The sequence below is a fragment of the Enterobacter sp. RHBSTW-01064 genome (genome assembly GCF_014103035.1).
Lineage (GTDB): Bacteria > Pseudomonadota > Gammaproteobacteria > Enterobacterales > Enterobacteriaceae > Enterobacter > Enterobacter mori.
This window is the reverse complement of sequence record NZ_JABXOU010000002.1, coordinates 14,344-37,856: the sequence shown is the minus strand read 5'-3', so window position 1 is coordinate 37,856 and position 23,513 is coordinate 14,344. Positions and strand designations below refer to the sequence as shown.

The window sequence follows — 23,513 nt, the reverse complement described above, 5'->3', positions numbered from 1 at the left end:
CTCGTAGTTATCACTTCGCAATCAGCGACAAAAACCACCATTTACGATAAAGTAATGCTTTGTTAATCGGTTAGCGAGAGCACGATGTACGCACAGTATGACGGTTTGATCTTCGATATGGATGGCACTCTTCTGGATACCGAACCTACGCATCGTAAAGCCTGGACTGACGTTCTGGGCCGCTACGGTATGCGTTTCGACCTTCAGGCGATGATTGCCCTCAACGGATCCCCCACCTGGCGTATTGCGCAGGCCGTGATTGAACTGAATCAGGCCGATCTCGACCCGCACCTGCTCGCACGTGAAAAAACCGATGCGGTAAAAGCCATGCTTTTAGATACCGTACGCCCTCTGCCGCTGATTGACGTGGTAAAAGAGTGGCACGGGCGTCGTCCGATGTCGGTAGGAACGGGTAGCGAAAGTGCGATTGCTGAGGCATTACTCAACCATCTTGGCCTTCGCCACTATTTTTCTGCCGTGGTTGCCGCCGATCATGTTAAACATCACAAGCCCGCACCGGACACCTTCCTGCTCTGCGCAGAGTTAATGGGCGTCCCGGCGGCAAAATGCGTTGTGTTTGAAGATGCCGATTTCGGTATCCAGGCCGCGCGTGATGCCGGAATGGACGCGGTGGATGTGCGCTTACTGTGAGTGACGCGCTGTCACTCGCCTCATTATTTGCCAGCAGTTTTTTAAGCGCCACGCTGTTACCGGGAAATTCGGAAGTGGTACTGGTGGCGATGCTGTTGTCCGGCGTGAGTCAGCCCTGGCTGCTTGTATTAATAGCAACAATGGGTAATAGCCTTGGGGGGCTGACTAACGTTATTCTTGGGCGTTTCTTTCCGCTGCGCGAAAAGTCGCGCTGGCAGGAAAAGGCAGTCGGCTGGCTAAAACGCTATGGCGCTGCCACGCTGTTATTAAGCTGGATGCCTGTAATAGGCGATTTACTGTGTCTGCTGGCGGGATGGATGCGCATCTCCTGGGGACCGGTGCTCTTTTTTTTGTGCCTTGGCAAGGCGTTGCGCTATGTTCTCGTGGCGTGGGCAACACTACAGGGTATGACGTGGTGGCACTAATTGGTGGAATGAATACGCGACCTTCAATCGTCAACCATTACAATTATGCTGAGTAACATTACTTTGACAGGCGGGAGGTCAATTTGATCCCGGACGTATCTCAGGCGCTGGCCTGGCTGGAAAACCACCCTCAGGCTCTGAAGGGTATTCAGCGTGGTCTTGAGCGTGAAACGCTGCGCGTTAACGCGGACGGTAGCTTAGCGACGACGGGTCACCCGAAGGCGTTAGGCTCGGCGCTGACACATAAATGGATCACAACCGATTTTGCTGAGGCGCTGCTGGAATTCATCACGCCGGTGGAAGGTGATGTTGATCATATGCTTTCCATTTTGCGTGACATTCATCGCTTTACTGCCCGTAACATGGGCGATGAGCGCATGTGGCCGCTCAGCATGCCGTGCTATATCGAGCAGGGGCAGGAGATTGAGCTGGCACAATACGGCACGTCCAATATCGGTCAACTGAAGACGCTTTATCGCGAAGGGTTGAAAAACCGCTACGGCGCGTTGATGCAGACGATTTCAGGCGTGCATTACAACTTCTCACTGCCAATGGCGTTCTGGCAGGCAAAATGCGGCGAAACCGATAAAGACGCGATCTCAGCGGGCTACTTCCGCCTGATCCGCAACTATTATCGTTTTGGCTGGATCATTCCGTATCTGTTTGGTGCTTCTCCGGCGATCTGTTCTTCCTTCCTGCAGGGAAAACCGACCACGCTGCCGTTCGAGAAAACCGAGTGCGGGATGTATTACCTGCCCTACGCGACCTCTCTGCGCCTGAGCGACCTTGGCTATACCAATAAATCGCAAAGCAATCTCGGTATTACGTTTAACGATTTGCACGAGTATGTGGCAGGATTGAAGCGGGCGATCAAAACCCCGTCCGAAGAGTACGAGAAAATCGGCCTCGAAAAAGACGGCAAGCGCCTGCAAATCAACAGTAACGTGCTGCAGATTGAAAACGAGCTGTATGCGCCGATTCGTCCAAAACGCGTTACCCGCAGCGGTGAAACGCCGTCGGACGCGCTGCAGCGCGGCGGGATCGAATACATTGAAGTACGCTCGCTGGATATCAACCCGTTCTCGCCGATTGGCGTCGACGAGCAGCAGGTTCGCTTCCTCGATCTGTTTATGGTCTGGTGCGTGCTGGCGGATGCGCCGGAAATGAGTTCAGACGAACTGCTTTGTACCCGCACCAACTGGAATCGCGTGATTCTGGAAGGGCGCAAGCCTGGCCTGACGTTAGGCATCGGCTGTGAAACGGCACAGTTCCCGCTCGCTAAGGTGGGTAAAGATCTGTTCCACGACCTGAAGCGCGTGGCCCAGACGATGGACAGCGTATACGGTGGTGAAGCGTATCAGGCCGTTTGCGACCAGCTGGTTGAAAGCTTTGATAATCCTGAACTGACGTTCTCAGCACGCATTCTGCGTTCTATGATTGATCAGGGCATTGGCGGCACAGGGCGTTCACTCTCAGCGGAGTACCGTGAGATGCTGATGCAGGAGCCGTTAGAAGTGCTGAGCGAAGCGGATTTTGTGGCGGAACGCGATGCGTCCGTTGTGCGTCAGAAAGAGGTCGAGGCGGCGGATACCGAGTCGTTTGAGGCGTTTCTGGCGAAGCAGGCTTGAGCTGAAAAAGAAAAAGGCCACATCGCTGTGGCCAAAATATACATCTCTGAATTCAGGGATGATGATAACAAATGCGCGTCTTTCATATACTCAGACGCGCATTCTGTAGAAGAGTTCAGTTTATTTTAAAAAAAATCACTATCGGAGGTGACGTATGCCGTTATTAGATAGCTTTACTGTCGACCATACCCGTATGGAAGCACCTGCAGTCCGCGTGGCGAAGACCATGCACACCCCGCACGGCGACACGATCACCGTTTTCGATCTGCGTTTCTGCGTGCCAAATAAAGAAGTGATGCCAGAGAAAGGCATTCACACGCTGGAGCACCTGTTCGCCGGTTTCATGCGCGACCACCTGAACGGCAACGGCGTTGAGATCATCGATATCTCTCCGATGGGCTGCCGTACCGGTTTCTACATGAGCCTGATTGGTGTGCCTGACGAGACGCGCGTTGCAGATGCGTGGAAAGCGGCGATGGAAGACGTGCTGAAGGTGAAAGAGCAGAACCAGATCCCTGAGCTGAACGTTTACCAGTGCGGGACTTACCAGATGCACTCTCTGGAAGAAGCGCAGGAAATCGCGCGCCACATCATCGAACGCGACGTTCGCGTGAACAGCAACGACGAGCTGGCCCTGCCAAAAGAAAAACTGCAGGAACTGCACATCTAGTGCACCTTTTCCCTCTCCCTCAGGGAGAGGGTAGGGTGAGGGTGGTTTAACCTCATGACCACAACCGCAACCTTCTCCTTTACCCATCGCCCCCTCGTTCCGTTTGCCCATGATTACGTTCACGGCGACAGCGAGCCGTGGCACCAGCACGACTGCGCTCAGCTGTTGCACAGCCTGACTGGCGTGGTGCGGGTCGATACCGCATCCGGCTGCTGGGTAGTGCCGCCCGGTCGCGGCGTCTGGCTCCCTGCGGGGACACAGCACTCTCTTCGAATCACCGGCAATGTCGCAGCCCGCACGCTGTTTATTGATCCGTTGGCGCGCGCCGATCTCCCGGCCACCTGCCAGATCGTGCAGATCACCCCGCTGTTGCGCGAGCTGATCCTCGTCTCCCTTGCTTTACCTGAATCGTACTCACCCGGCAGCCGGGATGAACGTGTCTATGAGCTCATCCTCGATGAAATCCGCATGATGCCGGCATTGCCGTTTTATCTGCCGGAGCCAGAAAGTGAGGCATTACGCCATCTGTGTCTGCAAATCCGGCAAAACGCAGGGGAAAGCTGGAGCAGCGCGCAGGCCGCGAGCATGGTAGGGATGAGCGAGCGTACCCTGAACCGCCATTTTCAGCAGCAGACAGGATTAAGCTACGGTGAGTGGGTGAGAAGGGCACGCCTGCTGGAAGCCTTAGTGCGGCTGGCGCAGGGCCAGCCGGTGCTGCGTGTGGCGCTGGATCTGGGTTACGGCAGTCACAGCGCCTTTACGGCGATGTTCCGCCGGGTGATGGGAACTTCACCCAGCGATTACTTTAAGAACGACTGACGGCGTTGAACAGCGCCTGAAGCGACGCGCGCGCCACGTCGCTGTCAATGCCCACGCCCCAGCGGCTGCTGCCGTCCTGGAACAGACAGCGGATGTAGGCTACCGAGCGGCTGTCGCTGCGTTCGCCTAACGTATGCTCGTGGTAATCCTTAATCACGAACGGGGCGTTGACCCAGCGGCTTAAGCCCTGAGCGGCGGCAGAAAGCAGACCGTTACCCTGCCCCTCAAGCTGGCGCGTTCCTCCCTGCGTATAGATGCTTGCCGTTAAGTGCAGCTGGCCGTCCTGCTGGCTGTCGCTGCGGTAGGATTGCAGCGCATACTGCGGTGTCGCTATCAGGCCGTAGCGGGTGCGGAACAGCTGCCACAGCGCATTTTGCGTCATCTCTTTCCCGTGGCGATCGGTTTCCTGCTGCACGTGCTGGCTGAAATCCTGCTGCAGGGCGCGGGGTAATTTCAGGCCATGGTTCTGTTCGATGAGCCACGCGCTGCCGCTTTTGCCCGACTGGCTGTTCACGCGGATCACCGCTTCATAGGTACAGCCGATATCCTGCGGATCGACGGGCAGATAGGGCATCTCCCAGCGCTCGCCAGGCTGACGGGCATCAAAGCCTTTTTTGATAGCGTCCTGGTGCGAGCCGGAGAAGGCGGTATAGGCCAGCCGCCCCGCCCACGGATGGCGCGGATGCACAGGCAGCTGGTTACAGGCTTCCACCACTTCCACTACGCGGTTCATGTCGCTAAAGTCCAGATTCGGGCTAACGCCCTGGCTGTAAAGATTCATCGCCAGCGTCACCAGGCAGACGTTGCCCGTGCGCTCGCCGTTGCCAAACAGGCAGCCCTCCACGCGGTCTGCGCCTGCCATCACGGCCAGCTCCGCGCTGGCGACGCCTGTGCCGCGGTCGTTATGCGGATGCACGCTGATGCAGACATCGCGACGGCGGCTGAAGTGGCGGCAGAAATACTCGATCTGATCGGCGTAGACGTTCGGCGTGCTCACTTCGACGGTTGCGGGTAAATTAATCACCATTGGCCGCGCATCGCACGGCTGCCAGATCTCCGCCACCGCTTCACAAATCTCCAGCGCAAACGCCGGTTCGGTAAAGCAGAAGGTCTCTGGAGAGTACTCGTACTGCCAGCGGGTATCCGGGTTCTCTTCACACAGCTGACGAATAAGGCGCGTGGCGCGCGTTGCCAGCTCGACGACTTGCGCTTTCTCCATGCCGAACACCAGGCGGCGGAACAGCGGGGCGGTGGCGTTATACAGATGGATGGTGGCCTGTTTCGCACCGCGCAGGGATTCAAAAGTGCGACGGATGAGATCTTCCCGCGCCTGGGTTAACACCTGAATCGTGACGTCATCCGGAATGCGGTTTTCTTCAATCAGCTGACGCACAAAATTGAAGTCGGTCTGGGAGGCGGACGGGAAGGCCACCTCAATCTCTTTGAATCCGCAGCCCAGCAGCAGGTTCCAGAACTGCAGCTTGCGTGCGCTGTCCATCGGCTCGGCAAGCGCCTGGTTGCCGTCGCGTAAGTCGGTTGAGAGCCAGCGCGGCGCGCGGGTGATGCGTTGCTCCGGCCAGCGGCGGTCGGGCAGGGAAAGCGTGGGATAAGGTTGGTACTTGTCGGCGGGTGTGTTCAGCATGATGCGCTCCTGTTGTCTTTTCACTATCGTGAATCGATTTCAGGCGCGCTGCTTTATCGAAACTGACAATTGCTGTCGCGTTCTGGACAGCCGGGGCGGTTGCCCGGTGGCGCTACGCTTACCGGGCCTACGAATGATGGCCCGGTTATCGTAGGCCGGGTAAGCGTAGCGCCACCCGGCAACCTGCGCACAGGACTAGTGCGCACCGCCGCCGCCGCTACCGGCGCCAAACGGGGGTTTAGCAAACCACACCAGCCCCAGCAGGACGATAAAGATCCCCGCCGATATCCAGAAAATCTCGTTTGCGGAGATAATCAGCCCCTGGTTGGTGATCTGCTGAGCAATCCAGCCGGACGCCTGTTGCTCCGTCATCCCCATTCCCTCCAGCTGGCTATACATCTGCTGAGCATTCGGGTTGAACGGGTTCACTGCTTCGGTCAACTGCGCATGGTGCAATGATTCCCGGTTGGTCCACAGCGTCGTGGTGATCGACGTCCCGATGGAGCCCGCCAGCGTTCGGGTAAAGTTCGACAGGCTTGATGCCGCCGCCATGCGCTCAGGCGGTAAGCCGGAAAGCGTAATGGTGGTCAGTGGCATAAAGAAGCACGCCACGGCAAAGCCCTGAATAAACTGCGGCCACGCGGACGCGCCAAAGTCCATTCCCGGTTCGAACGTATACGCGCGCCAGTAGAAGCAGACGGCGTACATGATGAAGCTGAACGTGACCAGCCTGCGCATGTCGAGCTTATGGGCGAAACGACCAATAATCGGCGACAGCAGAACCGGTATTAACCCCACAGGCGCAGAGGCCAGCCCCGCCCAGGTCGCAGTATAGCCATATACCTCCTGCAATAGCTGCGGCAGCAGAACGATCGCGCCGAAGTAGAGCATATAGGCGAGGCTGATACACAGACAGCCGATGGTGAAGTTTCGCGACTTAAACAGCGACAGGTCGACTATCGGGTTGTCGTCCGTCAGCTCCCAGACAATCAGGAAGCTGATAGCGACCACGGCAACGACCGTGAGGACGATGATTTCCGACGAGGCAAACCAGTCCAGCTCTTTACCCCGGTCGAGCATGATCTGCAGGCTACCAATGCCGACGACCAGCAACGCCAGCCCCACGCCATCAATTCGCCGCTGCTCGGTACGCGTTTCGCGACCGCGCAGAGACTGCAGGGTCATCAACACGACCAGCGCACCAATCGGTACGTTGATAAAGAAGATCCAGCCCCAGTGGTAGTTATCGCTGATGTAGCCACCGAGAATCGGTCCGCAAATCGGCGCGACAATTACGGTCATTGACCACAGCGCCAGCGCAATGGAGCGTTTGGCGGGCGGGTAGTTGTTCAGCAGTAAACTCTGCGACAGCGGAATCAACGGCCCTGCCACAATCCCCTGAATGACGCGGAAGAAAATCAGCATCGTCAGGCTGTTGGACATGCCGCACGCCCAGGAGGCGAGAACGAACAATACCGTTGACCACAGGAACAGCTTCACTTCACCGACGCGCTTCGCCAGCCAGCCGGTGATGGGAATGGAGATGGCGTTTGCCACCCCGAACGAGGTAATGACCCAGGTTCCCTGGCTCAGCGATGAGCCAAGGTTCCCGGCGATAGTCGGGATCGCCACGTTTGCGATGGTGGAGTCCAGCACCTGCATGAATGTCGCCAGAGACAGCGCAATGGTCATAATGACCAGCTGCGCGCCTTCCAGCGGTTTTTGCGGCTTTTGCTGTTGCATAACGCTCACCTTCGGATTAACCGGCGTTTGCCTTCACGATGTCATCGATCAGCTTGTTGACCGGATCGAGGCTAATTTCACGGGCGTTACTTTCATAAGCCGGGCTGCTGCGCACCTGGCTTGCGAGGATCTGACCGTCGCGGTTGGCGGTGTCGACCGTCACCAGCGTGGAAAGACCGATACGCAGCGGGTGATCCGCCAGCTGTTTGGCATCCAGCTCGATACGCACCGGCAGACGCTGCACCACTTTGATCCAGTTACCGGTGGCGTTCTGCGCAGGCAGCAGGGAGAAGGCGCTGCCGGTCCCCATGTCCAGACCGACCACTTTACCGGTGTACTTCACGTCATCGCCGTAGATGTCGCTGATAACGGTCGCGGTCTGGCCGATACGCATATGCGCAAGCTGCGTCTCTTTGAAGTTCGCATCCACCCACAGATTGTTCGCGGGAACGACCGCCATCAGTGGCGTCGTGGTGCCAATCTGCGCGCCTGGCTGCACGGAACGACGGGAGACGTAGCCGGTCATCGGGCTGACGATTTTGGTACGCTGCAGGGCAAGCCATGCGTTACGCACTTCGGTCGCCGCCTGCTTAACGGCTGGCTGGTTTTCCAGACTGGTGCCCAGCACCATCGCCTGGTTGGCGTTGTACTGTTGGATCGCCACGTCCAGCTGAGCCTGCGCGCTGGCAACGGCGTCGCGGGCGTGCTGCAGCTCTTCACGGCCAATCAGGTTGGCGGTGCCGAGAGGAACACGACGATTGAGGTCGCTCTGCGCCTGCGCCAGTGCGGTTTTCTGCACGTCGATGCTGGCCTGAAGCTGTTTGCTGTTGATCATCAGCTGGCGAGTTTGACGGACGCTGGAGGCCAGCTCTGTCTGTGCTTTTTCGAATGCCTGTTGGGCGTCGGTCGGATCGAGCGTGACCAGCACATCCCCTTTTTGCACAAAGTCGGTATTGTCAGCCCAGACTTTCGTCACGCTGCCCGACACCTGCGCCATAATTTGAACCTGGTTCCCTGCCACGTATGCATCGTCAGTCTCTTCAGCATGACGCAATACTAAAAACCAATAGATCCCATATGCCACGGCAATAATAATAAAGAGCAAGGTCAACAGAAGAAGGGCGCTCTTACGTTTGCCTTTCTTGTTGGCCGGTTGCTGCGGGTTGGTATTCTCCGCATTTGCGCTCATTGTTGTTCTCCACGATCTTCTTATTTTCACATCGGCTGAGCCGACCTGTTGTCAGAAAGGCCAGCAGTTTGACGTGCTGGCCTGTCAGTTTTCTTTTTTAAATCAGGATATTCGAGCGTGTCGTCGCGTTAGCGCAGCGCCTCAAGGATGGCGCCGTCTTCATCCATCTGGTCCAGACGGGTGAGCAGCTTGCGAGTGATGTGCTCAAGCTGGTCGCGCTCGGCGGTGCTGAGGACAGACCAGAGTTTGTGCAGGCAATTGTGCTGAGGTGGCAGCACCTCACGCAGGAATTCGTGACCTTTATCGGTCAGTTGCAGATGCAGACAGCGGCGGTCGTTGTCGCTTTCACGGCGCTCAATCCAGCCGCGTTTTTCCAGCTCATCAGCGATACGGGTCGCATTGGTGCGGGATGAACCCAGCGCGCAGCTCAGCTCAGACGGCTGAATGCTGTGGTTTTCCTGAGACTGCAGCGTAATTAACGCCATAAACAACGTCTCGTTAATCCCTTGAGCTTTCAGCATTTTATTACGGTTTTCCAGCAACTTACCCTGCATGTGCATGCACAGGCGAGTCAGCAGGATTTCCTGATAAGGGAAGTCCTCATGACGACTGGCGCGGAATTTAAGCATTTGTTCAATGGGCGTAAACGAACTATCCATTTTGGGCATAACCTCATTAATTACAGCCGATATAGTAACGACAGTGACAAATAATGTAAATGAATTATTTGTGCGGTTATATCCGCCAAACGTATGTCACCATCAGAAAGCGCCGGGTAAGTCCGTGACCCGGTGAGCACAGAAAGCGTAGGGTATGAACCCGTTGAAGAGGGGATGTGAGGATGGGGGTCTGAGCTATTCATGCGTATACTAAATATGTCACCCACATTAAAATTTCTGGAATAAATAATTGCGTTAACATTAACAGATGCAGGCCCCCTTTACACCCCAGGAGGCCTAAAGCAGTGTAAATCTTAGTGAATTGCCTCCTGGCGGTGATAGCCACGCCACCAGACCAGCAGATTCAGCACCGCCATGATGGCGCCGATGGCGCACACGCCTGTCCAGCCCGCATGCTGCCATGCGGAAGCAGAAATCAACGAACCTGCAGCACCACCGATAAAGTAGCTGGTCATGTACCCGGCCGTGAGGCGGTTTCGCGCTTCTGGCTTCACGCGGTAAATGACGGTCTGGTTGGTGATATGCACGCCCTGAACGGTCAGGTCGAGCACCAGAATACCGACGATCAGCGCCAGCACGGAGACGTGCCCATACCAGATAGCCGCCCAGGAGAGCAGAAGTAAAACCAGCCCGGCAGTCGTGGTCATGTGCGACTTGCCTTTGTCAGCCAGCCCACCCGCCGGTCGTGCGCCCAGCGCGCCCGCCGCACCGGCCAGACCAAACAGACCAATCACCCCTTCGGAATAGTTAAATGGCGGTGCGGCCAACAGAAAGGCCATCGACGTCCAGAGAATGCTGAAGTTGGCGAAGGTGAAACACCCCAGCAGAGCGCGGGTGCGCAGCAGTTTATCCTGCGTGAACAGGCTGAACACGGAGGCCAGAAGCTGAGGGTAGTTAAGATGGTTCTCTTGCTTCACTTTCGGCAGCCCGCGCCACAGCGCCAGTGCCATCACTACCATCAGCACGCTCGCCACCCAGTAAACGGTGCGCCAGCCGCCGAGGCTAGCCAGCAGCCCAGCGACGGTTCGCGCCAGTAAAATCCCCAGCAGCAGGCCGCTCATGATGGTGCCGACCACTTTGCCGCGCTTTTCCGGTGAAGCGAGCGTTGCCGCCAGCGGCACCAGAATTTGCGCCACCACGGAAAACAGTCCCGTCAGGGCGGTACCGATAATCATCATCGTCAGCGACTGGCTGCTGGCGGTGATCAACATCCCACCGGCCGCCAGCAGGGTCATGGAGACGATCAGCATTCGGCGTTCAAACATATCGCCGAGCGGCACCAGGAACAGCAGCCCGGCGGCATAGCCAAGCTGGGCGGCGGTGACGATAAAGCCTGCGGAGCTGGCAGAGAGATTGAGCGCGCGGGCGATGGTGTCGAGAAGAGGTTGCGCGTAGTAGTTGCTGGCGACTGCCAGACCCGTTGCCACGGACATTAAAAGGATGAGTGCGGGGCTAAGCCCCTGAGTTGTTTTTGTCATTAGTTTCAGGAATCGTTAGTTGAGTGATTATATTTCCGGAAACCATAATAACCAATGATGGTGAATGTTGGGGGATTGTTATGTGTGTGTTTGTGCGGTTAATCCCCTCACCCCAGCCCTCTCCCCAAAGGGGAGAGGGTGTATAAAGTCCCCTCTCCCCTTTGGGGAGAGGGTTAGGGTGAGGGGTAAGGTTGTGTTGTATTTTTTACTTCTGCGCGTCAAGCGCCTCTTTCACCCAGCCGTCGAACTGCTGCTGGTGGGCTTTGATCCAACCGTCCACGTGGCCTTTCACATCCGCTTCTGACGATTTACCCGCATGCATCATCGCGTTCTGGGCATTGATGTCCGCCAGCGGCAGCTTCATCACCGAGAACAGCTTGGCCGCCGCCGGGTTTTTTTCTGCCCAGGCTTTGTTGGCGACGATATGCATGGTATTCACCGGGAAGCCGTAGTTCATGCCGTTCGGCAGTTTGGTGTCGATATCTTTCTGCTCGCCCGGCAGGGAGGAGAACGGCACCTGCAGCCACACCACGTCTTTACCCGGCTTCAGCACGTCGCTCACCCAGTACGGCGTCCAGGTGTAGTAGATCACCGGTTTACCCTCTTTGAAGCGGGCAATGGTGTCGGCCATCATCGCGGAGTAGTTGCCGTGGCTCACGTCGACGGTTTTCGCCAGATCGAAGGCTTTGTTCTGGTGGTTAATCACCGCTTCACAGCCCCAGCCCGGCGAGCAGCCCATCATGTCGGCTTTACCGTCACCGTTGGTGTCGAACAGTTTGGCGATCTTCGGATCTTTCAGCTGTTCAATATTGGTGATGTGGTACTGATCGGCGGTTTTCTTGTCGATCAGATACCCCTGCGCTGCGCCCGTCACGAAGGTACCCTCGCGATAGAATTTCTTGTCGCCACCGGCGGCGGCATACATGTCGTCGTGCAGCGGCTGCCAGTTAACCGCGGTAAAGGTGGCGTCACCGGAGGCAATCGAGGTGTAGCCCACGTTGTAATCCACTTCACTCGGCGTGTTGACCGTGTAGCCCAGCTTCTCCAGCGCGCGGCTGACGATCTGCGTCTGGAAGCTCTCTTCCGAAATGGTGCTCTGCACCGGCTGTACGGTAATGCCTTTACCAGGCAGCTCAGCCGCAAACGTGCTGGTGGAGACAAGAGTGGCAAACGCTGTGGCAAAAAGGACGTTATGTCGCATCGTTGTTCCTTATTTTGACTTCGTGAAAGGGCGGGTGAATAACCCGACGGGGCCGGTGGTGTACCAGCGACGGTTGCCGCGACTGCGTGAATCACGACCGACAGCCTGGGTCAGGCGGTCAAGAATGATGGCGAGGATCACAATCCCGACGCCGCCGACGGTCGCCAGCCCCATATCGAGACGGCCAATACCGCGCAGCACCATCTGGCCCAGTCCGCCAACGGCGATCATCGAGGCGATCACCACCATCGACAGGGCCAGCATCAGCGTCTGGTTAACGCCCGCCATGATGGTCGGCATCGCCAGCGGAAGCTGAACTTTGAACAGCATCTGACGCGGGCTGGCGCCGAACGAGCGCGATGCCTCTATCAGATCTGCAGGCACCTGGTTAATCCCCAGAATGGTCAGACGGATAATCGGCGGCAGGGCGAAGATAATGGTCACCACTACCCCCGGCACGTTGCCGATGCCGAACAGCATCACGATCGGCACCAGATAGACGAACGCCGGCGTGGTCTGCATCGCATCCAGCAGCGGACGAATAATCTTCGCAGCCCGCGGGCTGCGCGCCAGCCAGATCCCCATCGGTAAGCCGATGACAACGCAGAAGAGCAGGGCGGTCAGCACCAGTGCCAGGGTGATCATTGCCTGCGACCACGCGCCAATCGCGCCAATGGCAATCAGCGAGATCAGCGTGGCGACCCCCATGCCCGCGCTACCGAACTGCCAGGCGATCAGGGAGAACAGGATAATCGCCACCGGCGCTGGCATGCCCAGCATCAGCTGCTGGAAGCCGTTCAGGATATAATCCACCGGGACGCGGATCCCCTGGAAGACCGGACGGAAGTGGGTGACCACCCAGTCGATCCCCTCCGTAACCCAGCTGTCCAGCGGGATCAGCGTTTTGTGGAACGGATCCATAATATTGAAGTGTTCTGGCGCAGGCGCGGGTGCGCTGTTCAGCCAGTCTGCCGCACCGCCGCCATCGGTCGGGGCTGGCGTGGAACCCCACGCGTCGGCAGATTGCGCAGCGCTGTCCGCTGCTTCAGTGGTACCCCACGGGTTAGATTGATCAGCCATTGTTTGCCCCCTCGCGATCTAAAGCCTGCAGCAGCATCCGTTTTGAGATGATGCCGACGTACTGTTGTTCCTCACCAACGACCGGTACGGCGCATGGCGCCTGACCCACGTGAGAGAGCAACTCGCTGAGCGGCGTTTCTGCGTCCACGGCGAGCGGAGCGTCAATTAACGCCGCATCGATCCCCTGGTTCTCAGTGAGAGCCGTTTTCAGGGAGTCGATGGAGACAACGCCGACAAATTTATTGCCGCGTTCAACCAGATAACCGTATTCACGGTCTTCATCCTGCAGCAGCTTCAGCGCCGAGCGCGGGCCGAAGCCTGGCGTTTTACGGACAATGCCGTTCGGGGTTCGACGGGCAATATCTTTGGCGCTAAACACCTGGCTAATATCCACGCCGCGGAAGAAGGTGCGGACATAATCATTCGCCGGATTATTGAGAATTTCATCCGGGGTGCCGACCTGTACCACTTCACCGTTTTGCATAATGGCAATACGGTCGCCAATACGCATGGCTTCATCCAGATCGTGGGAAATAAAGACAATAGTTCGCTGATGTTTAGCCTGTAATTTTACCAGCTCATCCTGCATCTCGGTGCGAATTAACGGATCGAGCGCCGAGAAGGCTTCATCCATTAATAAGATGTCTGGATTAATGGCTAACGCGCGGGCTAATCCCACGCGCTGACGCATACCGCCGGAAAGTTCATCCGGATACGCGTGGGCATAATTTTCCAGCCCAACCTGACGCAGTGCATCAAGGGCTTTTTCCTGCCGTTCCTGAGCGGGCGTACCGGCTAATTCCATCCCGAAGGCGGCATTATCCAGCACCGTCAAATGCGGCATTAGCGCGAATGACTGAAACACCATCGCAATCTTCTTTCTGCGCACCTCGCGAAGCTCTGCGTCTGATATTCTGGCGATATCCACGCCGTCAATCAGCACCTGCCCGCGGGTGGGTTCAATCAGGCGATTGAGAAGGCGAACCATAGTGGATTTACCCGAACCGGATAACCCCATGATGACAAAAATCTCGCCTTCTTCAATGGCCAGACTGGCGTTTTTAACGCCAAGCGATAGCCCGGTTTTTTCCAGAATTTGCTCTTTCGAAAGGCCTTTCTCAATATATTTGAATGCGCGCTGCGGATGCTCGCCAAATACTTTATAAAGATTTTTCACTTCTAATTTAATTGCCATGCAATAGAGAGTGTCCTGTTATTAGTTTATGTCGATATGATTACCATGGTAAATTGTTAACGGGCATAACCCTAACATACTGAGAATCTGAGACAACCCTGAGGTGGCCTGAAGTCGGAATTTTGACGCAAGCGAAACGGCTGAATTTCCCATGAGTAAAGGGCTGAGGGCTTTTTGAATTTTTCTCAATTTTTTGCTGCTGCATCGGGAAATTTCGCCTGAATCGGTGTGGTTCAGGCGAATATGACGGGGAAATTACAGTGTAGTGCCTGGTGAAATATTGGTATGGAAATAATGAGATTTATATTTAATTAATGAACGTTAATTCATACATTAAAAATCCCAGTCCTCATCTTCCGTCTCCACCGCTTTGCCCATCACGTACGACGAGCCAGACCCGGAGAAGAAGTCGTGGTTTTCGTCGGCGTTAGGCGACAGCGCGGCCAGAATCGCCGGGTTCACCTCCGCCATTTCAGGCGGGAACAGCGCCTCGTAGCCCAGGTTCATCAGCGCTTTGTTGGCGTTGTAGCAGAGGAACGCCTTCACGTCGTCCTCCCAGCCCGTTCCGGCGTACAGCTCTTCGGTATAGCTCAACTCGTTGTCGTACAGATCCATCAGCAAATCGAGGGCAAAATCGTTGAGTTCCTCGCGTTTCTCCGGACTGACTTTCTCCAGCCCTTTCTGATACTTATAGCCGATGTAATACCCGTGCACCGCTTCATCACGAATGATGAGGCGGATCAGGTCGGCGGTGTTGGTGAGCTTGCCCCGGCTCGACCAGTACATCGGCAGCCAGAAGCCGGAATAGAAGAGGAAAGATTCCAGGAACACGCTGGCGATCTTCTTCTTCAGCGGCTCGTCGGCGCGGTAATACTCCAGCACCAGCTCCGCCTTGCGCTGCAATGACGCGCTCTCTTCGCTCCAGGTATAGGCCGCGTCCACGTCTTTGGTCTGGCACAGGGTGGAGAAAATCGAGCTGTAGGAGCGGGCATGTACCGCTTCCATAAAGCTGATGTTCGACATCACCGCCTCTTCGTGCGGCGTCAGCGCGTCGCTCATCAGCGCTGGCGCACCGACGGTATTCTGAATGGTGTCCAGCAGCGTCAGGCCGGTAAAGACGCGGATCGTCAGCTGCTGCTCGGCGTGGCTCAGCGTTTGCCAGGCCGGAATATCGTTCGAAAGCGGCACCTTTTCCGGCAGCCAGAAGTTGCTGGTCAGGCGGTTCCATACCTCCAGGTCTTTATCGTCCTGGATTTTGTTCCAGTTAACGGCACTCACGCGTGACAGTTTCATCCTTTCTCCTTACAGCGCGCAGGACACGCAGCCTTCGATTTCGGTGCCTTCCAGCGCAAGCTGGCGCAGGCGAATGTAGTAGAGCGTTTTGATGCCTTTCTTCCAGGCATAGATCTGCGCCCTGTTGATATCCCGCGTGGTGGCGGTATCCGGGAAGAAGAGCGTCAGCGACAGCCCCTGATCCACGTGCTTTGTCGCCTCGGCGTAGGTATCGATGATTTTTTCCGGGCCGATCTCATACGCGTCCTGATAGAGCGCCAGGTTCTCGTTGGTCATGAACGGGGCAGGGTAGTAAACGCGCCCGGTTTTGCCTTCTTTACGAATTTCAATTTTCGACACGATGGGGTGAATGCTCGACGTGGCGTGGTTGATGTAGGAAATCGATCCGGTCGGCGGCACCGCCTGCAGGTTCTGGTTATAAATGCCGTAGCGCATCACCTCGTCACGCAGCTGCTGCCACATCTCGCGCGTCGGCAGAACGATCCCCGCGCGGGCAAACAATTCGCGCACTTTTTCGGTTTTCGGCTGCCAGTCGCCTTCAAGGTATTGGCTGAAATACTCTCCGCTCGCGTAGCGCGACTGCTCAAAGCCCGCGAAGCGCTGGTCGCGCTCGCGCGCCAGCATCATCGAGGTGTGCAGCGCGTGCCAGGTGACGGTGTAGAAATAGAGGTTGGTGAAATCCAGCCCCTCCGGACTGCCGTAGGCGATGCCTTCCCGCGCCAGATACCCGTGCAGGTTCATCTGCCCCAGGCCGATGGCGTGGGACGCGGCGTTGCCCGCTTCAATAGACGGCACGCTGCGGATGTGGCTCATGTCGGACACCGCCGTCAGCCCGCGAATGGCGGTCTCCACCGTGCGGCCAAAGTCCGGGGAATCCATGGTGTGGGCAATATTCAGCGAGCCGAGGTTGCAGGAGATATCTTTCCCGATGTCCGCGTAGTCCAGGTTTTCGTCGTAGGTGGAGGCGCTGTTGACCTGCAAAATCTCCGAGCACAGGTTGCTCATGTTGATGCGCCCGGCAATCGGGTTCGCGCGGTTCACCGTGTCCTCGTACATGATGTAGGGATAGCCGGACTCAAACTGGATCTCCGCAAGCCGCTGGAAGAAATCGCGGGCGTTGATGTACTTTTTACGAATGCGATCGTTGGCCACCAGCTCGTCGTACAGGTCGTTTATCGCCACGTCGCCAAAGGCTTTGCCGTAAATACGCTCGATATCATACGGCGAGAAGAGCGCCATCTCGGCATTCTCTTTGGCGAGTCGGAAAGTGATATCCGGGATCGTGACGCCGAGCGACAGGGTTTTGATGCGGGTTTTTTCGTCGGCGTTTTCGCGCTTGGTATCCAGAAAGCGCAGAATATCAGGGTGGTGCGCATGCAGGTAAACCGCGCCCGCGCCCTGACGCGCGCCGAGCTGGTTGGCATAGGAGAAGGCATCTTCCAGCATCTTCATTACCGGGATAACCCCGGAGGACTGGTTTTCGATGCGCTTGATCGGCGCGCCCGCTTCGCGCAGGTTCGAGAGCAGAAACGCCACGCCGCCGCCGCGTTTAGAGAGCTGCAGCGCCGAGTTCACCGCTCGGCCAATCGACTCCATATTGTCTTCGATGCGCAGCAGGAAACAGGAGACCAGCTCGCCGCGCTGGGCCTTGCCGCAGTTGAGGAAGGTCGGCGTGGCGGGCTGGAAGCGGCCGGAGAGGATCTCCTCCATCAAGCGTTCAGCCTGCGCTTCATCCCCTTGCGCCAGGGTTAACGCCACCATCACGGTGCGATCTTCAAAGCTCTCTAGGTAGCGTTTGCCGTCAAAGGTCTTCAGGGTATAGCTGGTGTAGTACTTCCACGCGCCAAGAAACGTCTGGAAATGAAAACCGCTGGCATGCGCGCGTTCAAACAGCTTCACCACAAAGGTGCGGTCGTAGCGGGTCAGCACGCGTTCTTCGTAGTAGCCTTCTTTAACCAGATAGTCGAGACGCTCATGCTGGCTGCCAAACGTCACCGTGTTAGGCCGAACGTGGGCGGCAAAAAAGGCGTCCACCGCATCATGGTCTTTACCAAACTGGATGCGCCCCTCGCGGTCATAGAGGTTGAGCATCGCATTTAATGCGTGGTAATCAGGCGTTGCCTGCATTACGCGTTCTGCGGTTGTCGTTGCCAAAATTCGTTCACTCCTTTACGCACGTTTTCTACGTCCTGCTGTGTCCCCATCAGTTCGAAGCGATAGAGATACGGCACGCCGCATTTTTGAGAGATGACATCCCCGGCGCGGCCAAAGGCATCGCCGAAATTACGATTCCCCGCCGCGATCACGCCTCGGATTAGCCCGCGGTTATGGGGATCGTTGAGAAAGCGGATCACCTGACGGGGAACCGCCCCCGCCGTACCCCCGCCGCCATAGCTGGGCACCACCAGAATGTAAGGTTCGTCTACCTGAATTCGCTCCCGCTCGTTAAGCGGGATGCGGGTCGCAGGCAGCCCGAGGCGCTCGATAAAGCGGAGCGTGTTTTCCGAGCTGCTGGAGAAGAAAACCAGCCCACTCATGCACGGGCGGCCTGAGCGGCGAGGCGGTTGATCATGTCCGGGCGAAAGCCAGACCAGCTGGTCTCTCCGGCAACGACCACCGGAAGCTGCCGGAAACCTTGCGCGCGCAGGGTATCGGCGGCATCGGGCACCAGGTCGATATTCACCATCTCAAACGCGACGCCGCGGCTCTCCATTGCACGTTTAGTTGCGTGGCACTGAACACAATCGTTACGAGTGTAAATAATAATGCTCATGATTCGTATTTCCATTTAGAATTAGAAAACGGCGCGATTGAACGCGTCGGGTTGTGTCTCTGCTGCTAAAGGAATACTAGATGTAGTTATGATAATTATCAACCATACAAGATATGGGAATTTTAGATTGATAATGCCCGGGTGATGAGCACAACGGGGCAGGGCGTGCTGTACGGGTTTTACAGGCGTTCGGACAAAGAAAAGCCCCGGCGCCTGAGGCAACCGGGGCTGATAAGTCGTGTTTACTTACGCAGGCTGAGCAGGGCACCAACAAAAATACCGACGGCGGCAACCGTACCCAGTGCACAAAGCGGTTTTTCACGGACGAAGGTATTGGCACAGCTCACCGCGTCGCAGGCCGCCTGCGTAGCGCGAGAACGACCATGCATCCGGGCACGGGTTTCACGCAACAGAGACTGAGCCTTACGTTTTGCGGCATCTGCTTCATCCTTCGCGTCACTTCCCCAGGACTTCAGCACTTCCTCTAGCGTGTCCGCTAATTGGCTGACATCATTACGAATATCCTGCGCATCATCATTAATATCGTTTCGGTTCGGTCTGTTAAACATAGGATCCTCCATAATTTTGCGTTCCCGTTTAGTCTAGTTCAGAAATTTAATATCTGAAGCGAGTCACGGCTTATTGAACAGTTTATGGAATATTCTGAAAGCCCTGCTAATGCTGAATACTGTAAGGTTGCCGGGCAGGAAAAGATAACGAGGAAGAGATATGTATTTACGACCCGATGAGGTGGCGCGCGTTCTTGAAAAAGAGGGATTCACCATGGATGAGGTGACATCTAAAGCGTATGGATATCGCCGTGGCGAGAATTATGTTTACGTAAACCGTGAAGCGAGAATGGGGCGTACCGCTCTCATTATTCACCCGACCCTGAAAGACAGAAGTTTGTCCTTTGCTGAGCCTGCCTCGGATATTAAAACCTGCGATCATTATCAGCAATTTCCGCTCTATTTAGGCGGTGAGACGCATGAGCATTATGGTATTCCGCACGGTTTCAGTTCACGGATGGCGCTGGAGCGTTTTCTGAAGGGACTGTTTGGCGACATTCAGTAAGTCTGCGACTGGCATGAGCCAGTCGCACCACCTCATGCTTTTGCCTGGCTGTACTGGCTGACTTTAAACAGACGGCGGCAGTAGTCGAGAAAGTAGCCGTAGACCGCACCCATTAACATCGAAACCACGATATTTGAGCTGACCGCCGCCGCGATTTGATGCCAGTCTGCGCCCACGGTCAGCAGAATAGCCACATAAACCGGTGACTGGAATGTGACATACGCCAGCACATCGGCCAGATTTTTAATCCAACCTGCCGGACTCATGCGACGGGCAAAGCGCATAATCGCATCGCGATATAATCCGTAAGGCCAGGCAATAACGATGTTGACCGGGATGGCCACCAGACGAGATGAAAGTGACTGCTCAAAGGTCATTCCAGAGAGGAAAATTTCAATCAGCATGTTGACGACGGAACAGTAGACGACCATCGCGAAGGTATCCGCTACCGCATGGCGCAGGCGTGATTGCGGTGAGAACATGTCTGAACTCCTTGAGAAGCACAAAAGGTGATGTTTTAACGGTAAATCTTAGTGATTTAGATTGGTTTGTTTGACGTGTATAGCGTATATCTCTGGCTTTGAACTAACAACTAGTGATAAATTTTTATTTGCTGGCATTTTTTCCACAAAATGCTCTAAGTTTGTCTGTTTTTTGCTCGCTTCGTTATTTTCTCTCCTTAATGTATTTTTATATCTATAAATCAATTGGTTATGCAAAACCCTTTCAGAGGCCGTAACCGCGTCTCTGGGAACCGCGTGATACTCTACGATTTGGCTTAAAGGTAACCGTATATATTGATGCGGCAATTTATTCCCGAGACGCATGCGGTTCTCTCGGTAGATATATAAATTATTTATTTTAAAATATTTACAAAATTGTCCTGTCGCGCTGATGGGTAGATATTGCGTTTAAAATGAATTATTCTGTCGGCTGATTTCCGGTTTACTCCAAAGAAAAGGTTTTTAATTATTATGTCTTTGACGTTACAGAATCTTAATAATATCCGTACGCTGCGTGCAATGGCACGTGAATTATCCGTCGACATTCTGGAAGAAATGCTGGAGAAGGTCAGGATCGTTGTTGAAGAAAAACAACACGAGCAGTCGGAATTCGAGCAGCAACGTGCAGAGCAGCAGGATAAAATTAATGCGTTGCTGGAACGGATGAAAGCCGACGGTATTTCACCTTCCGATTTGCTCGGTACTGAACGCGTGCAGGCGGGCAAACCGGCGAAAAAACGCAAAGTGCGTGAAGCGAAATATCGCTTTATCGATGTGAATGGCGAAGAGAAAACGTGGACCGGCCAGGGCCGCACGCCAAAGGCGATCGCCAATGCGCTGGCAAACGGTAAAACACTGGATGATTTTCTGATTTAAGTCTTGAGCCGGGCGGACGTATCCGCCCGGTTTTACATTCAGCAGACGCCAAAATCACCGGCTTCGGTATATAACGTCACCTCTGCGGCTTTCAGGGTAAATGTCTCGCCCTGTTCATTGCTGGCCTGCACGACCACAATGCTGTCGTCCTTCACGTCGAGCACTTTCAGTTTTGGACCGCCCTGACGCGGTTGCACATAATCACCAACAGAAAACATAGTACCTCCTCTCATTTAGCGATCTTCACCTTAGCCCACGTCATGCAAAGGGTACAGCATTAAACGGTCTGGTACTGCTTACGAGGTACGATGGTTCCACGGCATGATCTTCAGCAGCCGCGCCATGCCGCAAAAACCGGTCAGACCGGCAAACAGCAGGCCCGCCCCCACAAAACCACTCAGCAGGAAAAAGCCGTCTGAGAGCGTGTAGCCCAGCACCACGCCGAGCAGGATCAGCAGCCCCGCTGCAATTTGTACCTGCCGCATCAGGGGCAGAGGCTGTGATTTATCTTCGACGGTCAGCAGCCCGGCCTTTTTCCAGCCCTGAATGCCACCTTCAATGACGTATGCCCGCGCGGGAGAGGCCGCCTGTACCAGACGCGCGGCGTTGTTCGACGTTCTCGCACCGGACTGACAGTGGAAAATCACCGTTTCCCCTGCCTGAGCCTGAAGTGCGCCGGGTAAGGAATCCAGCGGGACGGAGTGGGCGAGGGCAATATGCTCGCGGGCATATTCATCGGTATCGCGAATATCAATCAGTTTAGCGCCTTCAGCAATAAGCGCAGTTGCCTGCTGTGGCGTAATCAGAGGAAGAGGCATGGCGGCTCCTTACGGACAATAGAGGTGTTTGAGGGTGCTGATAATCTGATATACAGCGTCATTCTTAATGGCGTAGAGAATGCGTTGGGCATCCCGCGTACTGCCGATCAGGCCTTCCTCGCGCATGCGCGCAAGATGTTGGGACGTGGCGGACGCGCTCAGCCCCGTCGCGCGCGCCAGATCGCCCGCGCTGGTATTCGGTGAGCCGCAAAGTGTGCAGAGGATCAGTAGCCTGTGCGGGTTGCTCATCGCTTTCATCAATGCTGCGGCCTGCTCAGCGCTGGCCTGAAGCTGTTCAAGTTCAGTCATGGTATTTTAGTGTTTTCTTAATTAAGTAAATACTAAAGTAAAGGTGCGCGTTAAGCCAGTGTCAAAATCGTAAAAGAGGGTAAAAGAACGGCGGGGTAATGGCACAGCCGGGTAAACTGGCTACGCTTAGAGAGTGTTCTCTTTTTATTCAATTAGTTAGCTTGCACGGAGTCATTATGGGTTTTTGGCGCGTTGTTTTTACGATTATTCTCCCGCCGTTGGGGGTGCTGCTTGGTAAAGGATTTGGCTGGGCATTTATTCTGAATATCCTGCTGACCATTCTGGGCTACTTCCCCGGCCTTATCCACGCGTTCTGGGTGCAAACCAAAAGCTAAGCACGCCAGAGTAAATCGCTGTAGATCCCGGTCAGTACACCTTCTGGACCAAACTGCTGTTTGATCCAGCGCGTCACCTGACCGGTCGCGGCATGCTGCGTGGCGAGCAGCATGCGCGAATCCTGGCGCGGGTTGTTAATGCGTCGCGTCGCCAGGAGTCCATCCTCCACCGCCTCTCTCGCCATGTATTCCGGCAAAAAGCCAATCCCTTCCCCCAGGATCTGACACTGGCATTTGGTGTTGAAATCCGGCACCAGAATCGCCTCCTGACCGTGCAGCAGCCAGCCAACCTTTTTGTTAATGGTATGCGCGGTATCTTCCACCATGATGTTCGGATACAGGCGCAGCTGGCTCTCCGCTATCGGTTCGGGAACAAAGGCGAGCGGATGTTCCGGCGCGATGGCAAAGACCCAGCGAATAGCGCCAATTTCGGTGTAATCGATCCCGCCGCCGTCGAGCAGCGTGTCCGGTGCGCCAATCGCGATATTGGCCTGGTTGTTGATAATAGAATCCCAGACACCGTTGTAGACCTCGGTCGTGACGGTGATCTGACAGGTCGGAAACTGTTTTTTCAGCACCTGCAGCAGCCTGGCGGTGTGGCGCGGCGTGTATAAAAGCTGATTAATACAGATGCGCACCCGCGCCTCGATGCCCTGCGAAATGGTATCAATCCCGCGCTTGATGGCGTGGAAGTCGTTTAGCAGGTCGGTAGCCTTGCGGTAAAAGTAAAAGCCGGACTCGGTCAGCTCGATGCTGCGCGTGTTGCGCACAAACAGCACCACGTCCAGCCCGGTCTCCATGCGCTTAATGGTGTAACTGATGGCGGAGGTCGTCACGCCCAGTTCGGCGGCGGCTTTGCTGAAGCTGCCAAAGCGCGCCGCGGTGGTGAAGGCCAGCAGGTTCTCTTCGGTAAAGATGGAATTCATATCTCACTCCCGTCAGCCATCAGTTTTGAACATATTTTAACAACGGTGTTACAACGCATTTGAAGCCGGTCACAGTTCTGACTATTTGCCGCAGCCCGCACTCGGTAAGGCTTCGTCAGGCATAAGCATAATGCAGCTTCGCGCGCTAAAACGCGGTGTAACATAAGAAAAAGGTTGCACAGACGCACGTTTTAACCGGTTTATT

26 protein-coding genes are annotated in these 23,513 nt (G+C 55.7%); 8 read left to right on the top strand and 18 right to left on the bottom strand.

Annotation, left to right across the window (positions count from 1 at the left end):
- The first annotated feature begins 84 nt into the window (after window positions 1-84).
- The 5 genes from yqaB to HV355_RS06060 all read left to right on the top strand — a co-directional run bounded on the left by yqaB (window position 85) and on the right by HV355_RS06060 (window position 4,193).
- The gene (yqaB, locus tag HV355_RS06080) at window positions 85-651 is read left to right on the top strand and encodes a fructose-1-phosphate/6-phosphogluconate phosphatase (RefSeq protein ID WP_120159325.1); all 567 of its coding nucleotides are present in this window, start codon (window positions 85-87) and stop codon (window positions 649-651) included.
- On the top strand, window positions 648-1,076 hold the full coding sequence (locus tag HV355_RS06075; RefSeq protein ID WP_008499541.1) for a YqaA family protein: 429 nt from the start codon (window positions 648-650) through the stop codon (window positions 1,074-1,076). The genes yqaB and HV355_RS06075 overlap by 4 nt, the downstream gene beginning before the upstream one ends.
- An 83-nt stretch (window positions 1,077-1,159) precedes the next feature.
- Entirely contained in the window at window positions 1,160-2,704 is a 1,545-nt protein-coding gene (gshA, locus tag HV355_RS06070) for a glutamate--cysteine ligase (RefSeq protein ID WP_042716438.1), read from the top strand.
- Between the two features lie 154 nt (window positions 2,705-2,858).
- Window positions 2,859-3,374 (top strand): S-ribosylhomocysteine lyase, encoded by a 516-nt coding sequence (luxS, locus tag HV355_RS06065; protein ID WP_010434381.1) that lies wholly within the window; start codon window positions 2,859-2,861, stop codon window positions 3,372-3,374.
- A gap of 54 nt (window positions 3,375-3,428) precedes the next feature.
- Window positions 3,429-4,193: a helix-turn-helix transcriptional regulator gene (locus tag HV355_RS06060; RefSeq protein WP_120159324.1), complete on the top strand. Its 765-nt coding sequence runs from the start codon at window positions 3,429-3,431 to the stop codon at window positions 4,191-4,193.
- Here HV355_RS06060 and leuA read toward each other — a convergent pair.
- The 13 genes from leuA to HV355_RS05995 form a co-directional block, all read right to left on the bottom strand.
- Complete coding sequence (gene leuA / locus HV355_RS06055; RefSeq protein WP_182401281.1) at window positions 4,180-5,835, bottom strand: 2-isopropylmalate synthase; 1,656 nt, start codon at window positions 5,833-5,835, stop codon at window positions 4,180-4,182. The two genes, HV355_RS06060 and leuA, sit on opposite strands and share 14 nt — an antisense overlap.
- Before the next feature lie 195 nt (window positions 5,836-6,030).
- Window positions 6,031-7,578, bottom strand: coding sequence for a multidrug efflux MFS transporter permease subunit EmrB (emrB, locus tag HV355_RS06050; protein WP_089601284.1), 1,548 nt, complete (start codon window positions 7,576-7,578; stop codon window positions 6,031-6,033).
- A 16-nt stretch (window positions 7,579-7,594) separates the two neighbouring features.
- Window positions 7,595-8,767, bottom strand: a complete 1,173-nt coding sequence (gene emrA / locus HV355_RS06045; RefSeq protein WP_042714077.1) for a multidrug efflux MFS transporter periplasmic adaptor subunit EmrA — start codon at window positions 8,765-8,767, stop codon at window positions 7,595-7,597.
- Window positions 8,768-8,895: 128 nt separating this feature from the next.
- Window positions 8,896-9,426: a transcriptional repressor MprA gene (gene mprA, locus HV355_RS06040; RefSeq protein WP_089601288.1), complete on the bottom strand. Its 531-nt coding sequence runs from the start codon at window positions 9,424-9,426 to the stop codon at window positions 8,896-8,898.
- A gap of 314 nt (window positions 9,427-9,740) precedes the next feature.
- Window positions 9,741-10,925 (bottom strand): MFS transporter, encoded by a 1,185-nt coding sequence (locus HV355_RS06035; RefSeq protein WP_182401279.1) that lies wholly within the window; start codon window positions 10,923-10,925, stop codon window positions 9,741-9,743.
- A 205-nt stretch (window positions 10,926-11,130) separates the two neighbouring features.
- On the bottom strand, window positions 11,131-12,126 hold the full coding sequence (gene proX / locus HV355_RS06030; protein WP_100166255.1) for a glycine betaine/L-proline ABC transporter substrate-binding protein ProX: 996 nt from the start codon (window positions 12,124-12,126) through the stop codon (window positions 11,131-11,133).
- Between the two features lie 9 nt (window positions 12,127-12,135).
- On the bottom strand, window positions 12,136-13,206 hold the full coding sequence (gene proW / locus HV355_RS06025) for a glycine betaine/L-proline ABC transporter permease ProW (RefSeq protein ID WP_108416422.1): 1,071 nt from the start codon (window positions 13,204-13,206) through the stop codon (window positions 12,136-12,138).
- A complete protein-coding gene (gene proV, locus HV355_RS06020; protein ID WP_182401277.1) occupies window positions 13,199-14,401 on the bottom strand; it encodes a glycine betaine/L-proline ABC transporter ATP-binding protein ProV in 1,203 nt (400 codons plus the stop codon). The genes proW and proV overlap by 8 nt, the downstream gene beginning before the upstream one ends.
- 333 nt (window positions 14,402-14,734) lie before the next feature.
- The gene (gene nrdF / locus HV355_RS06015; RefSeq protein ID WP_182401275.1) at window positions 14,735-15,694 is read right to left on the bottom strand and encodes a class 1b ribonucleoside-diphosphate reductase subunit beta; all 960 of its coding nucleotides are present in this window, start codon (window positions 15,692-15,694) and stop codon (window positions 14,735-14,737) included.
- Between the two features lie 9 nt (window positions 15,695-15,703).
- Window positions 15,704-17,848: a class 1b ribonucleoside-diphosphate reductase subunit alpha gene (gene nrdE, locus HV355_RS06010; RefSeq protein WP_182401273.1), complete on the bottom strand. Its 2,145-nt coding sequence runs from the start codon at window positions 17,846-17,848 to the stop codon at window positions 15,704-15,706.
- A complete protein-coding gene (gene nrdI, locus HV355_RS06005; RefSeq protein WP_108416425.1) occupies window positions 17,821-18,231 on the bottom strand; it encodes a class Ib ribonucleoside-diphosphate reductase assembly flavoprotein NrdI in 411 nt (136 codons plus the stop codon). The genes nrdE and nrdI overlap by 28 nt, the downstream gene beginning before the upstream one ends.
- A complete protein-coding gene (gene nrdH, locus HV355_RS06000) occupies window positions 18,228-18,467 on the bottom strand; it encodes a glutaredoxin-like protein NrdH (protein WP_010434342.1) in 240 nt (79 codons plus the stop codon). Before nrdH ends, nrdI begins: the two co-directional genes overlap by 4 nt.
- 242 nt (window positions 18,468-18,709) lie before the next feature.
- Window positions 18,710-19,036, bottom strand: a complete 327-nt coding sequence (locus HV355_RS05995) for a DUF883 domain-containing protein (protein WP_010434339.1) — start codon at window positions 19,034-19,036, stop codon at window positions 18,710-18,712.
- 160 nt (window positions 19,037-19,196) lie between these two features.
- On the opposite strand from HV355_RS05995, the gene HV355_RS05990 reads away from it, so the two are divergent.
- A complete protein-coding gene (locus tag HV355_RS05990) occupies window positions 19,197-19,541 on the top strand; it encodes a DUF2002 family protein (RefSeq protein WP_010434335.1) in 345 nt (114 codons plus the stop codon).
- 32 nt (window positions 19,542-19,573) lie between these two features.
- Here the strand turns inward: HV355_RS05990 and alaE are convergent, their stop codons facing one another.
- Entirely contained in the window at window positions 19,574-20,023 is a 450-nt protein-coding gene (gene alaE, locus HV355_RS05985) for an L-alanine exporter AlaE (protein ID WP_148400992.1), read from the bottom strand.
- Between the two features lie 492 nt (window positions 20,024-20,515).
- Here alaE and stpA point away from each other — a divergent pair, with 492 nt between their 5' ends.
- Entirely contained in the window at window positions 20,516-20,920 is a 405-nt protein-coding gene (stpA, locus tag HV355_RS05980; protein ID WP_148400990.1) for a DNA-binding protein StpA, read from the top strand.
- Window positions 20,921-20,958: 38 nt separating this feature from the next.
- Here stpA and HV355_RS05975 read toward each other — a convergent pair whose 3' ends face one another.
- The 3 genes from HV355_RS05975 to HV355_RS05965 form a co-directional block, all read right to left on the bottom strand.
- The gene (locus tag HV355_RS05975) at window positions 20,959-21,138 is read right to left on the bottom strand and encodes a hypothetical protein (RefSeq protein ID WP_010434327.1); all 180 of its coding nucleotides are present in this window, start codon (window positions 21,136-21,138) and stop codon (window positions 20,959-20,961) included.
- Window positions 21,139-21,216: 78 nt separating this feature from the next.
- On the bottom strand, window positions 21,217-21,738 hold the full coding sequence (locus HV355_RS05970; RefSeq protein ID WP_182401271.1) for a rhodanese family protein: 522 nt from the start codon (window positions 21,736-21,738) through the stop codon (window positions 21,217-21,219).
- Window positions 21,739-21,747: 9 nt separating this feature from the next.
- Window positions 21,748-22,047, bottom strand: a complete 300-nt coding sequence (locus HV355_RS05965) for a metalloregulator ArsR/SmtB family transcription factor (RefSeq protein ID WP_089598175.1) — start codon at window positions 22,045-22,047, stop codon at window positions 21,748-21,750.
- Window positions 22,048-22,223: 176 nt separating this feature from the next.
- Between HV355_RS05965 and HV355_RS05960 the strand changes: the two genes are divergently transcribed.
- A complete protein-coding gene (locus tag HV355_RS05960) occupies window positions 22,224-22,382 on the top strand; it encodes a YqaE/Pmp3 family membrane protein (RefSeq protein ID WP_010434321.1) in 159 nt (52 codons plus the stop codon).
- Here HV355_RS05960 and HV355_RS05955 read toward each other — a convergent pair.
- Window positions 22,379-23,308 carry a LysR substrate-binding domain-containing protein gene (locus HV355_RS05955; protein WP_100166249.1) on the bottom strand — a complete coding sequence of 310 codons (930 nt, stop codon included), beginning with the start codon at window positions 23,306-23,308 and terminating at the stop codon, window positions 22,379-22,381. The two genes, HV355_RS05960 and HV355_RS05955, sit on opposite strands and share 4 nt — an antisense overlap.
- Window positions 23,309-23,513: the final 205 nt, after the last annotated feature.

Excerpts from the sequence above, each read along its gene's own strand:
- yqaB (WP_120159325.1), top strand. The coding sequence starts at position 85 with ATGTACGCACAGTATGACGGTTTGATCTTCGATATGGATGGCACTCTT.
- luxS (WP_010434381.1), top strand. The coding sequence starts at position 2,859 with ATGCCGTTATTAGATAGCTTTACTGTCGACCATACCCGTATGGAAGCA.
- HV355_RS06060 (WP_120159324.1), top strand. The coding sequence starts at position 3,429 with ATGACCACAACCGCAACCTTCTCCTTTACCCATCGCCCCCTCGTTCCG.
- leuA (WP_182401281.1), bottom strand. The coding sequence starts at position 5,835 with ATGCTGAACACACCCGCCGACAAGTACCAACCTTATCCCACGCTTTCC.
- emrB (WP_089601284.1), bottom strand. The coding sequence starts at position 7,578 with ATGCAACAGCAAAAGCCGCAAAAACCGCTGGAAGGCGCGCAGCTGGTC.
- emrA (WP_042714077.1), bottom strand. The coding sequence starts at position 8,767 with ATGAGCGCAAATGCGGAGAATACCAACCCGCAGCAACCGGCCAACAAG.
- mprA (WP_089601288.1), bottom strand. The coding sequence starts at position 9,426 with ATGGATAGTTCGTTTACGCCCATTGAACAAATGCTTAAATTCCGCGCC.
- HV355_RS06035 (WP_182401279.1), bottom strand. The coding sequence starts at position 10,925 with ATGACAAAAACAACTCAGGGGCTTAGCCCCGCACTCATCCTTTTAATG.
- proX (WP_100166255.1), bottom strand. The coding sequence starts at position 12,126 with ATGCGACATAACGTCCTTTTTGCCACAGCGTTTGCCACTCTTGTCTCC.
- proW (WP_108416422.1), bottom strand. The coding sequence starts at position 13,206 with ATGGCTGATCAATCTAACCCGTGGGGTACCACTGAAGCAGCGGACAGC.
- proV (WP_182401277.1), bottom strand. The coding sequence starts at position 14,401 with ATGGCAATTAAATTAGAAGTGAAAAATCTTTATAAAGTATTTGGCGAG.
- nrdF (WP_182401275.1), bottom strand. The coding sequence starts at position 15,694 with ATGAAACTGTCACGCGTGAGTGCCGTTAACTGGAACAAAATCCAGGAC.
- nrdI (WP_108416425.1), bottom strand. The coding sequence starts at position 18,231 with ATGAGTGGGCTGGTTTTCTTCTCCAGCAGCTCGGAAAACACGCTCCGC.
- nrdH (WP_010434342.1), bottom strand. The coding sequence starts at position 18,467 with ATGAGCATTATTATTTACACTCGTAACGATTGTGTTCAGTGCCACGCA.
- HV355_RS05995 (WP_010434339.1), bottom strand. The coding sequence starts at position 19,036 with ATGTTTAACAGACCGAACCGAAACGATATTAATGATGATGCGCAGGAT.
- HV355_RS05990 (WP_010434335.1), top strand. The coding sequence starts at position 19,197 with ATGTATTTACGACCCGATGAGGTGGCGCGCGTTCTTGAAAAAGAGGGA.
- alaE (WP_148400992.1), bottom strand. The coding sequence starts at position 20,023 with ATGTTCTCACCGCAATCACGCCTGCGCCATGCGGTAGCGGATACCTTC.
- stpA (WP_148400990.1), top strand. The coding sequence starts at position 20,516 with ATGTCTTTGACGTTACAGAATCTTAATAATATCCGTACGCTGCGTGCA.
- HV355_RS05975 (WP_010434327.1), bottom strand. The coding sequence starts at position 21,138 with ATGTTTTCTGTTGGTGATTATGTGCAACCGCGTCAGGGCGGTCCAAAA.
- HV355_RS05970 (WP_182401271.1), bottom strand. The coding sequence starts at position 21,738 with ATGCCTCTTCCTCTGATTACGCCACAGCAGGCAACTGCGCTTATTGCT.
- HV355_RS05965 (WP_089598175.1), bottom strand. The coding sequence starts at position 22,047 with ATGACTGAACTTGAACAGCTTCAGGCCAGCGCTGAGCAGGCCGCAGCA.
- HV355_RS05960 (WP_010434321.1), top strand. The coding sequence starts at position 22,224 with ATGGGTTTTTGGCGCGTTGTTTTTACGATTATTCTCCCGCCGTTGGGG.
- HV355_RS05955 (WP_100166249.1), bottom strand. The coding sequence starts at position 23,308 with ATGAATTCCATCTTTACCGAAGAGAACCTGCTGGCCTTCACCACCGCG.